Below are 12743 nucleotides of genomic sequence, written 5' to 3' on the forward strand. Positions count from 1 at the left end.
CCCCATGTCGACGAAGAAGCCCAGCCCACCGCGCCACGACCCCAAGGTCGTCAAGGCACTGCGCAACTTCGCCATCTCGATGTCGGTGTTCAACATCCTCGGCTACACGGTCCTGGGATTCGAGCAGCCGTGGACATGGCCGTTCGTCGCGATGGCGACCGCCTACCTCTTCGAGACCCTGCTGGAGGTGATCGGAGCCCGGGTGGAGGGCCGTGCCCCGCGCTTCGCGGGCAACGGCTGGAAGGGCGTGCTGGAGTTCCTCTACCCGGCGCACATCACCGCCCTCGCCATGAACATGCTCATCTACGTCAACGACGAGATCTGGGTGATGGTCTTCGGCGTCATGGTCGCCGTCGGCGCCAAGTGGGTGCTGCGGGCCCCGGTGAAGGGGCGGCTGCGCCACTACATGAACCCCTCCAACTTCGGGATCACCGTGATCCTGCTGGTGTTCCCCTGGGCGAGCATCGCGCCGCCCTACCACTTCACCGAGCGCTGGGAGCACCCGGTCGACTGGCTCGTCCCGCTGATCATCCTGGGCGCGGGCACCATGCTGAACGCCAAGCTCACCGGCCGCACCTGGCTGATCATGGGCTGGATCAGCTTCTACGTGATCCAGGCGGTCGTGCGCGGCGTGCTGCTGGACACCTCGATCCCGGCCGCGCTGATCATGATGACCGGCGTCGCGTTCGTCCTCTACACCAACTACATGGTCACCGACCCGGGCACCACCCCGTCGGTCCCGGCCTCCCAGTTCGCCTTCGGCGCGGGCATCGCGATCGTCTACGGCTTCCTCACCGGGGCCGGGATCGCCTACGGCCTGTTCTTCGCCACCGCGTTCGTCTGCCTGGTCCGCGGGCTGTACCTGTGGGCGCTGCACTGGTCCGCCAGGGCCCGCGAGCAGCGCGCCGCGGGCGAGGCCGCCGGCGCCGTCCCGATCGACGCCAACGGCCAGCCCGCCGACAACGGGCAGGCCGTTCCCGGAAAGAAGGTTGTGCCGGCATGACCACGACCCGGATCGCCATCGTCGGCCTGGCGTGCCGCTACCCGGACGCGACCTCGCCGCAGGAGCTCTGGGAGAACGCCCTCGCCGGACGCCGGGCCTTCCGGCGGCTGCCCGACGAGCGGATGCGGCTGGAGGACTACTGGGACCCCGACCCCCAGGCGCCCGACCGGTTCTACGCGCGCAACGCCGCCGTCATCGAGGGCTACGAGTTCGACCGCGTGGCGCACCGCATCGCCGGCAGCACCTACCGCTCCACGGACCTGACGCACTGGCTCGCGCTGGACGTCGCCGGGCGGGCGCTCGCCGACGCGGGGTTCCCCGAGAGCGAGGGGCTGCCCCGCGAACGCACCGGCGTGATCGTGGGCAACACCCTCACCGGGGAGTTCACCCGCGCCAACACGCTGCGGCTGCGCTGGCCCTACGTGCGGCGGGTCGTCGCCGCGGCGCTCCGCGAGCGGGAGGGCTGGGACGACGACGAACGGCTGGCGGGGTTCCTCGGCGACCTGGAGGACGCCTACAAGGCGCCGTTCCCGGCCATCGACGAGGACTCCCTGGCGGGCGGCCTGTCCAACACGATCGCGGGCCGCATCTGCAACCACTTCGACCTCAAGGGCGGCGGGTACACCGTCGACGGCGCGTGCTCCTCCTCCCTGCTGTCGGTGGTGACCGCGTGCACGTCGCTGCTGAACGGCGACCTCGACCTCGCCGTCGCCGGCGGCGTGGACCTGTCGATCGACCCCTTCGAGATCATCGGGTTCGCCAAGACCGGCGCGCTGGCGCGGGGCGAGATGCGGCTCTACGACCGCCGCTCCAACGGCTTCTGGCCGGGCGAGGGCTGCGGGATGGTCGTGCTCATGCGGGAGGACGACGCCCGCGCCGAGGGCCGCCGCGTCTACGCGACGGTCGCCGGATGGGGCGTCTCCTCCGACGGCCAGGGCGGCATCACCCGGCCCGAGGTGGCCGGTTACCGGCTCGCGCTCGCCCGCGCCTACGAACGCGCGGGGTTCGGGATCGAGACGGTGCCGATGTTCGAGGGGCACGGCACCGGCACGCAGGTCGGCGACGCCACCGAGCTGCGCGCGCTGTCCCTGGCGCGCCGCGGCGCCGACCCGCAGGCCGCGCCCGCCGCGATCAGCTCCATCAAGGGGATGATCGGGCACACCAAGGCCGCGGCCGGGGTGGCCGGGCTCATCAAGGCCGTGATGGCGGTGCACGAGCAGGTCATCCCGCCGACCACCGGATGCGTCGACCCGCACCCGGTGCTGGAGGAGGAGCCCGCCACGCTGCGGGTCCTGCGCAGGGCCGAGCCCTTCCCGGCGGGCGGGCCCGTGCGGGCCGGGGTCACCGCCATGGGCTTCGGCGGCATCAACACCCACGTCGTGGTGGACGCCGCGGCCCCGCGGCGGCGCGTTCCGGCCGACACCCGGACCCGGGCGCTGATCGCCTCGGTGCAGGACGTGGAGCTGCTGCTCGTCGACGCCGACTCACCCGGCCACCTGCGCGAGCGGCTGAGCGAGCTGGCCGGGTTCGTTCCCCGGCTGTCCTACGCGCAGCTCGGCGACCTCGCCGCCACGTTGCGGCACCGGCTGCGGAACCGTCCCTACCGCGCGGCCCTGGTGGTCTCCTCGCCCGAGGACGCCGAACGGCGCGCGCGGCGGGCCCTGGAGGCGCTGGACGCGGACGGGCCCGAACTGATCGACCCGGACGGCCGCGTCCACCTGGGCCACGCGGGCGGACGCGGGCAGGGACGGATCGGCCTGCTGTTCCCCGGCCAGGGGTCGGGCCGGGGGACCAGCGGCGGCGCGCTCCGCCGCCGCCTCGCCGAGGTGGAGGAGGTCTACCTCAAGGCCGCGCTGCCCGCCGACGGCGACATGGTGGCGACGGAGGTGGCACAGCCGCGCATCGTCACCGGCGCGATGGCCGGGCTGCGCGGGCTGTCCGTCCTCGGCGTCGACGGCGACGTCGCGGTCGGCCACAGCCTCGGCGAGCTGTCGGCCCTGCACTGGGCCGGGGCGATGGACGAGGAGACCCTGCTGCGGGTGGCGGGCGTCCGCGGCCGCACGATGACCGCGCACAGCTCCTCGGGCACCATGGCCGGGATCAGCGCGCCGCCGCCGGTGGTGGACGGGCTGATCGCCGGGCTGCCGGTGGTGATCGCCGGATACAACGGCCCCGGCCAGACGGTCGTCGCGGGCTCGGCGGAGGCGATCGACGCCGTCGGCCGGGCCGCCGAGCAGGCCGGGGTGGGCTGGACGCGGCTGCCGGTCTCGCACGCCTTCCACTCCCCGCTGGTGGCCCCGGCCGCCGACGCGTTCGGCGACTGGCTCGCCGGTGAGCGGTTCGGCCCGGTCGAACGGCGGGTGATCTCCACCGTGACGGGGGAGGCGCTGGCCGCCGACACCGACCTGCCCGCGCTGCTGCGCCGGCAGATCACCGACCCCGTGCAGTTCGCCCAGGCGGTCGAGCTCGCGGCCAAGGAGGTCGACCTGTTCGTCGAGGTCGGCCCCGGCAGGGTGCTCAGCCGTCTGGTGACGACCATCGCCGACGTACCGGCCCTCGCCCTGGACACCGACGACGAGTCGCTCGTCGGGCTGCTCCAGGTGGTCGGCGCCGCGTACGCCCTCGGCGTTCCCGTCCGGACCGAGGCGCTCTTCCACGGCAGGCTGGTCCGGCCGCTGGAGATCGGCGCCGAGTTCCGGTTCTTCGCGAGCCCCGCCGAGGCGGCCCCGCCGCTGCGGATCGGCGGCTCGACCCGGTCCCACCGGACGCCGCCCGCCCCCGAGGAGACCGGCGGCGAGACCTCCGACGACGGCGCGACCGCCGACGAGCCCGGGATCGAGCTGCTGCGGCGGCTGGTGGCGCAGCGCGTCGAGCTGCCGACGGAGATGGTCACCGACGACAGCCGGCTGCTCGACGACCTGCACCTGAGCTCGATCACCGTGGGGCAGGTCGTCAACCAGGCGGCGCAGATGCTCCGCCTGCCGGTGACGCAGGCGCCGACCAACTTCGCCACCGCCACGCTGCGGGAGCTGGGCGAGGCGCTGGACGCGCTGGCCGAGACCGCCCAGCCCGGGGACGCCGTTCCGGCGGCCATGGCCGCCGGCGCCGCCCCGTGGGCCCGGCCGTTCCGGATCTATCTCGACGAGACGCCGCTGCCCGCGCGGGGAGCGCCGCAGCCCAGCGGGCCCTGGCAGGTGTTCGCGCCGCCCGGGCACCCGCTGGCCGAGCCGTTGCGCCGGGCCCTGGAACGCGCCGACGTCGGCGGCGGGGTCCTGGTCTGCCTGCCGCCGGACTGCGCCCGGGAACACGTGAAGCTCGCGCTGGAGGGCGCGCAGCGGGTCCTCGGGGGCGAGGGCGGCCGGTTCGTCCTGGTGCAGCACGGCCGGGGCGCGGCGGGGCTGGCCAAGACGCTGCGGCTGGAGGCGCCGCACGTGCGCACCACCATCGTCCATCTGCCGGAGGGCTCCGAGGCCGTCGACACGGTCGTGGCCGAGGTGGCGGCGACGGCCGACTTCGCCGAGGTGCACCACGGCGCCGACGGCGTCCGGCGGGTGCCGACCCTGCGGGCCATGCCGGTGCGGGCGGACCGGGTGCGGGCCCCGCTGGACGGGAGCGACGTCCTGCTGGTCACCGGCGGCGGGAAGGGCATCACCGCCGAGTGCGCGCTGGCGCTGGCCGCCGACACCGGGGCCGGGCTGGCGGTGCTGGGGCGTTCGGACCCCGCCGAGGACGAGGAGCTGGCGGCGAACCTGCGGCGGATGGCCGACAGCGGCGCGGCCGTGCGCTACGTCCGCGCCGACGTCACCGACCCCGACCAGGTCGGCGCGGCCCTCACCGAACTGACCGCGACGCTCGGTCCGGTCACCGCCGTCCTGCACGGCGCCGGGCGCAACCAGCCGGCCGCGATCACGGGCCTGGACTTCGAGGAGTTCGGGCGCACCTTCGCCCCGAAGGTCGACGGCCTGCGCACCGTGCTCGACGCGGTCGAGCCCGGCCGGCTGAGGCTGCTGGTGACGTTCGGCAGCATCATCGGCCGGTCGGGGCTGCGCGGCGAGGCCCACTACGCCACCGCCAACGAGTGGCTGGCCGACCTGACCCGCGAGGCGGCCGAGCGGCACCCGGGCTGCCGGGCGCTGTGCATGGAGTGGTCGGTGTGGTCCGGGGTCGGCATGGGCGAACGCCTGTCGGTCGTCGAGAACCTGGCCCGGGAGGGCATCACCGCGATCACCCCCGACCAGGGCGTGGAGATCATGCGGCGGCTGGTGTCGGACCCGGACACCCCGCCCGTCGTCGTGATCAGCGGGCGGACCGGGACCATCGACACGGTCCGGCACGACCTGCCGCCGCTGCCGCTGCTGCGCTTCGTCGACCGGCCGCTGGTCCGCTACCACGGGGTCGAGCTGGTCACCGAGGTCGAGCTGAACGCGGGCACCGACCCCTATCTCGCCGACCACCTGCTGGACGGCAACCTGCTGTTCCCGGCCGTGCTCGGCCTGGAGGCCATGGCCCAGGTCGCCGCGGCGGCCACCGGCCGCTCCGGCCCGCCGGTCATCGAGGCGGCCGAGTTCGACCGGCCCATCGTGGTCCCGCCCGACGGCGGCACCACGATCCGGGTGGCCGCCACCGTGGTCGACGACGGCGTGGCCGAGGTGGCCATCCGCAGCGCGGAGACCGCGTTCGCCGCCGACCACTTCCGGGCGCGGCTGGTCTTCGCCGACGCCGAGGTGCCGGACGGCCCGCCGGACCGGACCGCCGACGGCCTCGCGCGGGTGCCGCTCGACCCGGCCGCCGACCTGTACGGGGGCGTGCTGTTCCAGGGGACCAGGTTCCAGCGGCTGCGCGGCTACCACCGGGCCGCGGCCCGCCACGTGGACGCCGATGTCGCCGTGGACCCGGCCGCGGGCTGGTTCGCCGGGTTCCTGCCCGGCGAACTGCTGCTCGGCGACCCGGGCGCGCGGGACACGCTCATGCACGGCAACCAGGTCTGCGTGCCCGACGCGACGCTGCTCCCCTCCGGCATCGAGCGGGTGCACATCGGCCGCGCCGCGGTGGAGTCCACCGGTGACCTGCGCTACTGCGCCACCGAACGGCGGCGCGACGGCGACACCTACGTCTACGACATCGCGGTGCGCGACGGCCGGGGCCGGACCGTCGAACGCTGGGAGGGCCTGCGCCTGCGGGCGGTGCGCAAGGGCGACGGCGGCGGGCCCTGGCTGGCCCCCCTGCTCGGCCCGTACCTGGAACGCGAGGTGGAGGAGCTGGCCGGCGTCCGCGTCGCGACGGCGGTGGAGCCCGACACCGGGGACTCCCCGGACGACGGCGGACGCCGCGCGCGCACCGCGCGGGCGGCGGGCCGCGCGCTCGGCCGCCCCGCCGAGGTCCGGTACCGCCCCGACGGGCGGCCCGAGCTCGCGGACGGCCCGACGATCTCCGCCTCGCACGGGGCGGGCGTCACCCTCTGCGTCGTGGCCGAGGGAAGGCTGGGCTGCGACGTCGAGCCCGTGGCCGAACGCCCGGCGGGGGAGTGGCGGGGGCTGCTGGGCGACCACGCGGCGCTCGCCGACCTGATCGCGCGGGAGACGGGCGAGCCCCCCGGCACCGCCCGGACCCGGGTCTGGTCGGCCCTGGAGTGCCTCCGCAAGGCGGGCCTCCCGGCGGACACCCCGCTCACACCCACCCTCCCGGGGCGGGGGGCCTGGACGGTCCTCGCCTCCGGCCCGCTCCGGATCGCGACGTTCGTCACCGCCCTGCGGGACGTCCCCGACCCGGTCGTGTTCGCGGTCCTCGTGGAAGGACGGTCGTAAGAGATGGACAACTACTTCGAGTACCGGCACACCGTCGGGTTCGAGGAGACCAACATCGTCGGCAACGTCTACTACGTCAACTACCTGCGCTGGCAGGGGCGCTGCCGCGAGATGTTCCTCAAGGAGCGGGCCCCGGAGGTGCTCGCCGAGCTGTGGGAGGACCTCAAGCTGTTCACCCTGAAGGTCGACTGCGAGTTCTACGCGGAGATCACCGCGTTCGACGAGCTGTCGATCCGGATGCGCCTGCTCGAACTGGCCCAGACCCAACTGGAGTTCGGCTTCGACTACGTGCGGCTCGACGCGGGCGGGCTGGAGACGCTGGTCGCCCGCGGCCGCCAGCGGGTGGCCTGCATGCGCGGCCCCAACACCCGCACGGTCCCGGCGCGCGTCCCCGAGGCGCTGGGCCGGGCGCTGGCCCCCTACGTGCCCGCAGAGGCGGGGAGGGCGACATGAGCCGGACGAACGGCGTCGGCGACGTCAAGCTGCTGCGGAGAACGTTCGCGGCCTTCCCCACCGGGGTCACGGTCGTGACGGTCGGCGGCGACTCCCCCCACGCCATGACCGCCAACTCCTTCACCTCCCTGTCGCTGGACCCGCCGCTCGCGCTGATCTGCGTCGGCCACCAGGCGGTCATGCACGGCAGGCTCGCCGCCGGGCACTTCGGGGTGTCGGTGCTGGGCGTCGGCCAGGAGGCGCTGGCGCGCCGGTTCGCGGACCTGTCGCGCCCCCTGGGGGCGGCCCAGTTCGACGGCGTCGACTGCGACCCCGGCCCGGCGACCGGCGTCCCGCTGATCAGCGGGGCCCTGGCCCGCTTCGAGTGCCGGTTGTGGCGCACCTACGAGGGCGGGGACCACTCGATCTTCATCGGCGAGGTCCTGTCGATGGACCGGCCGTCCCGGCCCGAGGAGGACGAGGCGCTGCTGTTCTACGAGGGGCGCTTCCGCCGGCTCGAACCCGAGCGGAGCGAGGTGACGGCATGAGCGCGCTGAGACAGTCCGCGGGCGCCCGCCGGGGCGCTCCGCGGCGCGTGCCCCCCGGGCCGCCGCGCACGGCGACGCTGGGCCTGCTGCGGAAGCTGGCCTTCGACCGGCTCGGGCTGATGACCGCGGCGGCGGAGTACGGCGACGCCGCCCGGATCGCCATCGGCCCGCGGACGCTCTACTTCTTCAACCACCCCGACCACGCCAAGCGGCTGCTGGCCGACAACGGCGCCAACTACCACAAGGGCATCGGCCTGGTGCAGGCGCGCCGGGCCCTCGGCGACGGGCTGCTGACGAGCGAGGGCGAGCTGTGGCGCGAACAGCGCCGGGTCGTCCAGCCCGCCTTCCAGCGCAAGCGGATGGTCCGCCAGGCGGACGCGGTCGCCGAGGAGGCGGCGAAGCTGGTCGCCGGGCTGCGGGCGCGGGCCGGCGGGGGACCGGTCGACCTCATGGGGGAGCTGACCGGGCTCACCCTCGGCGTCCTCGGCCGGACGCTGCTGGACGCCGACCTCAGCGCGCACGCCTCGGTGGGCGGCGCGTTCGAGGCCGTGCAGGACCAGGCGATGTTCGAGATGGTGACGCAGGGCATGGTGCCGTTGTGGGCGCCGCTGCCCAAGCAGCTGCGCTTCCGCCGGGCCCGCCGGGAGCTGGAGCGGGTCGTCGGCCGGCTGGTGGCCGAACGGGCCGCCCGCCCCGACGGCGACGACGCGCTGTCCCGCCTGATCGCCTCCGTCCGGCGGGAGCCGGACCCCCGGGTCGGCCGGCAGCGGCTGCGGGACGAGCTGGTCACCCTGCTGCTCGCCGGGCACGAGACGACGGCGAGCACCCTGGGGTGGACCTTCCACCTGCTGGACCGGCACCCGGAGGTGCTGGAGCGGCTGCGCGAGGAGGCGGCGCGGACCCTCGGCGACCGGATGCCGACCTTCGAGGACCTGCACGGCCTGCCCTACACCACGATGGTGATCCAGGAGGCGATGCGGCTCTACCCGCCGGTGTGGATCCTGACGCGGGTGGCCCAGTCCGAGGACGAGGTCGGGGGGTTCCACGTCCCGTCCGGCGCCGACGTGATGGTCTGCCCCTACACCCTGCACCGGCATCCGGGCTTCTGGGAGGAGCCGGAGCGGTTCGACCCCGAGCGCTTCGACCCCGAACGCCCCGAGACCCGGCCCCGGTACGCCTACATCCCGTTCGGCGCGGGCCCGCGGTTCTGCGTCGGCAACCACCTCGGGATGATGGAGGCCACCTTCGTGCTCGCCATGGTGGTGCGCGAGCTGCGGCTGACCACCGTGCCAGGCCACCGCGTGGTCCCCGAGCCGATGCTGTCCCTCCGCCTCCGGGACGGCCTGCCGGTGAACGTCACCGCGCTCTGACCGGGCACGCGGAAAGCCCCGGCCGTGGGATCCACGGCCGGGGCTTCGCGTCTGCGTCGGTGCCGTACGCGGCGGTGGACGCCGGATCCCGGAGAGGTCAGCTCGCGGCCGCGCTGAGCGCGCCGCGGCGGACGTCCAGCAGCGCGAGCAGCACCGGCGGGTCGAGGGTCCGCATGGGCCGCAGCCCGATCCGCAGCGGGCCGATGATGTGGCCGTGGCGGACGGTGATCGGCCCGTGCGCGGCGACGGTCGGGGGAGCGTTCCCGATGACGTGCTCCTCACCGGGGACCACCGACTGCGCGAGCAGGTACCAGTCGCCTTCGGGGACGTTGTCGAGCCGGAAGGGGCCCGGCCGCTCCAGCACCGTGCAGCAGGCCGGCCGCCCCTGGGGGATGGTGTCGGGGAAGAGGCCGACGAAGACCGTCCCCTCGCCGGCGCCCGCGTCCTGCTGGAAGACCTCGCCGTGGACGCTGATCGAGCGGGTGGCGGGCCGCTGGATGTCGACGGGGATGCTGGCGGCGAAGCCGCGCAGCTCCCGGTAGGCGGAGGGGGAGAGCCCGACGCTGCTCTTGAAGCGGGAGCTGAAGGTCCCGACGCTGCTGTAGCCCACCTTGTGGCTGATCTCGGTGACGCTCAGGGACGTGGAGAGGAGCAGCCGCTTGGCCTCCTGCAGCCGGACCGCCGACAGGAAGCGTCCGGGGGACACTCCCGTCACCCGCTGGAAAATGCGGGTGAAATGGAACTTGCTGAACATCGCGGTGCGCGCCATGTCGTCGATGGTTATCGGCTCGCCAATGTTCTGGTGGATGCTGTCGATGACTCTCCGGACGCTCTCTTCCACATGTCCACCCATCAGATTTCTCCGTCGCTCGCGTCGGATCCGGCTGCGCGGCAATAGCCTTCGCAGAGGGATGAGCAGGCTTCGAGCGGTCGCGGTGGCGGCGGCTCGAGGAACTAGCCGGGAGCATATCAAAAATGCTTCCGGAGAAAACTTGACGGGTTTGAACGCCTAAACCCATGTATTTGATTCGTGACTGTGGGTGGACGGGGCGAGTCATTGAACCGTCCATTAACCGCAGAATGGGATTCGGAAATTTTCCGCCGTGCCCGCACGGCGGACAGAAGTGTTCTGCGCCGGTGCTCTGGAGCCGGTGCTCTGGAGCCGGCGGTATTCGGGGCGCGCGAATACGGGAGAAGAGGCGCGCCGCCCGAGTCCGCGGACACCGGGCGGTGACGGCGGCGGAGGCCCGGTCCGTTCGGAGGCCCTCAGGCCGGGGGGCCCTCGCGGTTTTCGAGGGCGCGCGCGAAGTGCTCCCAGCTCTCCGCGTACTGGTGGGCGATCGCGACGATCGTGGCGACGCGGTGCGGCGGTATCGCATCGACGAGCGCACTCCAGTCCGCGGCGGTCACCGACCGGGTGTGCAGCAGTTGCAGGAGCCTGCGGCCCTGCAGGCTCTGCCGAAGGGACGGATCCCTGGTCAGCCCTTCCAGCAGCGATGACGGGTCGACCGCGCCCGCCGCGGCGGGCGCGCGGGGCGCCTCGCCCCTCTCCTTCCCCTCCTCCCGCCGGGGCCGGGCCGGTTCCTCGGCGCGGCGCAGGCCGAGGGGGACGGGGTCCTCGCCGCGGCGCAGCCGGCGCCGCACGTCATGGGCCGTTCCCAGGGACACCCCGGCGACCCGCGCGATCTCCCGCAGCGAGGCGTCGGGGCGCAGGCCGATCTCCCTGGCGGCGCGGCGCCTGCCGTCCGCCCCGTTCACCGGCCGGGTCCGCCCGTCGACGCCGGTCCTGGTGTTCGACTCCGGAGAATCCCCGGTCGAACGCCGGCGCAGCGCCGCGACGGTCTTGGCGGACAGGCCGGAGCACAGCCCGATCGCCTGGTCGGACCAGTGCGGGCGGGCCGCGATGATGCGCGTCGCCGCCGCCCTGCGGTCGGCCAGGGGCAGCGGCAGGCCGTGCCGGGTGTTCTCCGCGACGGCTCTTATGAAGGCCTCGTCCTCGTCGCCGTAGAAGAATTCGACCTCGATTTCCCGTTTCCCCCTGAGCGTCGCGGCGCGCAGCCGGTGGACGCCGTCTATGACACGCAGCGTCGAATAGTGGACCAGGATCGGTGGCAGATCTTCTTCCGTCTGGTTGAGCCGGTGGATATGTTCTTCGTCCACGGACCGGCGGACCGAGAAGTCACCACGGAACTCCGTGATCGGCACAACGGAAGGCCTGGTCCTGGCGATGGGTTGTCTGTTTCCAGCGGGCGGGTCCTCGGAGTGAACTTTCCCCTTACCGGCGGACAGCGAACTGCGCATCCGGCTCACTTGGACTCTTTCCCCCCGTTCACTGAATAGTGAAGAACGCGGAGCGCCGGGCTCCCGGCCGCCGCCCCTGGTGATGCGTTATGTGGAAGATCTGGTCCAGAAGATACCGGCCGACCGGCTTTTGGCAACACTTCGTACATGCTCAACAAGGAGGCGCTGGGTGTCCGGGCGATCGCACACCGTGCCGACACATGGCGTGCAGTGCACCGGTGTTCACGGGGGAGAGCCGGAACGCGGTCGTGGCCGCGGCTGGCCGGAAAAGGCAATGCCGCTTTGGGTGCCCGTCATTGACAAGTGGCCGAACCTGTACTGACACCGGCTGACGTGCGGCTCGGCTCCGGGACGCGATCCGCTCCGGCGGGCGCCCGGGGAGGGGCTCCGCGCGGCGGGTGGTTCAGGAGACCTTGTCGACGGCGTCGAGGTGGTCGAGGATCTCGGCCCGGCGCTCGGGGACGGCCAGGCCGGGCAGGATCATCCGCCACATCCCCATCACGAACGTGTGCAGGTCGAGGGAGGTCTCGCCGGTGCGCGTCCGCCGCTGCATCCCGGCCAGGGCGGCGATGATGAGCTCGGCCACCATCCGGGAGTCAGCCTCGGGGAGCACGTCGCCCTGCGCCTTGGCCTCCTCCAGCAGGCGCTCCACGGTGTCGATCCACGCGTCGAACAGCACCGGCGCCGCCGGGCCGATCTGGTCCCGCTCGCAGGCCAGCCGCGTGCTGGCCCGGGTCATGGAGTCGTCGCGCAGCAGGTCGCCGATCCGCCGGGACATCTCGATCAGCAGCGGGACCGTCCGCGAGTGGCGCGGGCGCAGCATGACGGCCAGCTCGGCCAGCAGGTCGTGCTGCTCGTTGATGACCGCCGCGGCGAGTTCCTCCTTCGACGCGAAGTGGAAGTACAGGGCCCCCTTGCTCACCGCCCGCCCCGCCACGACATCCTGCAGCCGGGTGCCCTGATAGCCGTGCGTCTCGAACGTCTGGGCAGCGGCTTCCAGGATGAGGCGTCTGGTCTGGCTCGCTCGTTCCTGCATATCCCGAAGCGCCCTCGTCTCCTGCCTTCGGCTTTCCCGCCTCATTGGCTCGGGCGGTGATCGTATACCACGAGCCGCCGGGGGAGAGGGGAACGCCGATTCTGTCGTGTCCTTCCGATCTCGCCGCTCACTGGTTTCCCGCCGGTCACTTCCCGACCGGATCGCCGAAGCAATTCCGCCGCCCGCCGACGGCGCCCGCCGCCGCGATCCGGCGCGCGGCGTCCCGACGCCGCGGGCGCTCGCGGGCCC

At 73.5% G+C, this 12743-nt stretch carries 8 protein-coding genes; 5 read left to right on the forward strand and 3 right to left on the reverse strand.

Annotated features, from left to right (window positions below; translation table 11 throughout):
* Positions 1 to 4 precede the first annotated feature (4 nt).
* From AKI01S_RS50340 to AKI01S_RS10040, 5 genes are read left to right on the forward strand one after another with little or no spacing between them, the layout of a single operon-like run.
* On the forward strand, positions 5 to 1003 hold the full coding sequence (locus AKI01S_RS50340; RefSeq protein WP_067814247.1) for an enediyne biosynthesis protein: 999 nt from the start codon (positions 5 to 7) through the stop codon (positions 1001 to 1003).
* On the forward strand, positions 1000 to 6807 hold the full coding sequence (locus AKI01S_RS10025) for a type I polyketide synthase (protein WP_067814250.1): 5808 nt from the start codon (positions 1000 to 1002) through the stop codon (positions 6805 to 6807). Before AKI01S_RS50340 ends, AKI01S_RS10025 begins: the two co-directional genes overlap by 4 nt.
* A 3-nt stretch (positions 6808 to 6810) precedes the next feature.
* On the forward strand, positions 6811 to 7260 hold the full coding sequence (locus AKI01S_RS10030; RefSeq protein ID WP_067814252.1) for an acyl-CoA thioesterase: 450 nt from the start codon (positions 6811 to 6813) through the stop codon (positions 7258 to 7260).
* Complete coding sequence (locus AKI01S_RS10035) at positions 7257 to 7787, forward strand: flavin reductase family protein (RefSeq protein ID WP_067814254.1); 531 nt, start codon at positions 7257 to 7259, stop codon at positions 7785 to 7787. Before AKI01S_RS10030 ends, AKI01S_RS10035 begins: the two co-directional genes overlap by 4 nt.
* A complete protein-coding gene (locus AKI01S_RS10040) occupies positions 7784 to 9157 on the forward strand; it encodes a cytochrome P450 (protein ID WP_067814257.1) in 1374 nt (457 codons plus the stop codon). Before AKI01S_RS10035 ends, AKI01S_RS10040 begins: the two co-directional genes overlap by 4 nt.
* Before the next feature lie 97 nt (positions 9158 to 9254).
* Here AKI01S_RS10040 and AKI01S_RS10045 read toward each other — a convergent pair whose 3' ends face one another.
* The 3 genes from AKI01S_RS10045 to AKI01S_RS10055 all read right to left on the reverse strand — a co-directional run bounded on the left by AKI01S_RS10045 (position 9255) and on the right by AKI01S_RS10055 (position 12494).
* On the reverse strand, positions 9255 to 9926 hold the full coding sequence (locus tag AKI01S_RS10045) for a helix-turn-helix transcriptional regulator (RefSeq protein WP_245681552.1): 672 nt from the start codon (positions 9924 to 9926) through the stop codon (positions 9255 to 9257).
* A 497-nt stretch (positions 9927 to 10423) separates the two neighbouring features.
* Positions 10424 to 11458, reverse strand: coding sequence for a ParB/RepB/Spo0J family partition protein (locus AKI01S_RS10050; protein WP_083999281.1), 1035 nt, complete (start codon positions 11456 to 11458; stop codon positions 10424 to 10426).
* A 403-nt stretch (positions 11459 to 11861) separates the two neighbouring features.
* Positions 11862 to 12494, reverse strand: a complete 633-nt coding sequence (locus tag AKI01S_RS10055; protein WP_067814264.1) for a ScbR family autoregulator-binding transcription factor — start codon at positions 12492 to 12494, stop codon at positions 11862 to 11864.
* Positions 12495 to 12743: the final 249 nt, after the last annotated feature.

The sequence above is a fragment of the Actinomadura kijaniata NBRC 14229 genome (assembly GCF_001552175.1).
Lineage (GTDB): Bacteria > Actinomycetota > Actinomycetes > Streptosporangiales > Streptosporangiaceae > Spirillospora > Spirillospora kijaniata.

Bases quoted from the DNA above. Each gene is read 5' to 3' on its own strand.
- AKI01S_RS10035 (WP_067814254.1), top strand. From the start codon at position 7,257: ATGAGCCGGACGAACGGCGTCGGCGACGTCAAGCTGCTGCGGAGAACG.
- AKI01S_RS10030 (WP_067814252.1), top strand. From the start codon at position 6,811: ATGGACAACTACTTCGAGTACCGGCACACCGTCGGGTTCGAGGAGACC.
- AKI01S_RS10040 (WP_067814257.1), top strand. From the start codon at position 7,784: ATGAGCGCGCTGAGACAGTCCGCGGGCGCCCGCCGGGGCGCTCCGCGG.
- AKI01S_RS10055 (WP_067814264.1), bottom strand. From the start codon at position 12,494: ATGCAGGAACGAGCGAGCCAGACCAGACGCCTCATCCTGGAAGCCGCT.
- AKI01S_RS50340 (WP_067814247.1), top strand. From the start codon at position 5: ATGTCGACGAAGAAGCCCAGCCCACCGCGCCACGACCCCAAGGTCGTC.
- AKI01S_RS10025 (WP_067814250.1), top strand. From the start codon at position 1,000: ATGACCACGACCCGGATCGCCATCGTCGGCCTGGCGTGCCGCTACCCG.
- AKI01S_RS10050 (WP_083999281.1), bottom strand. From the start codon at position 11,458: ATGCGCAGTTCGCTGTCCGCCGGTAAGGGGAAAGTTCACTCCGAGGAC.
- AKI01S_RS10045 (WP_245681552.1), bottom strand. From the start codon at position 9,926: ATGGCGCGCACCGCGATGTTCAGCAAGTTCCATTTCACCCGCATTTTC.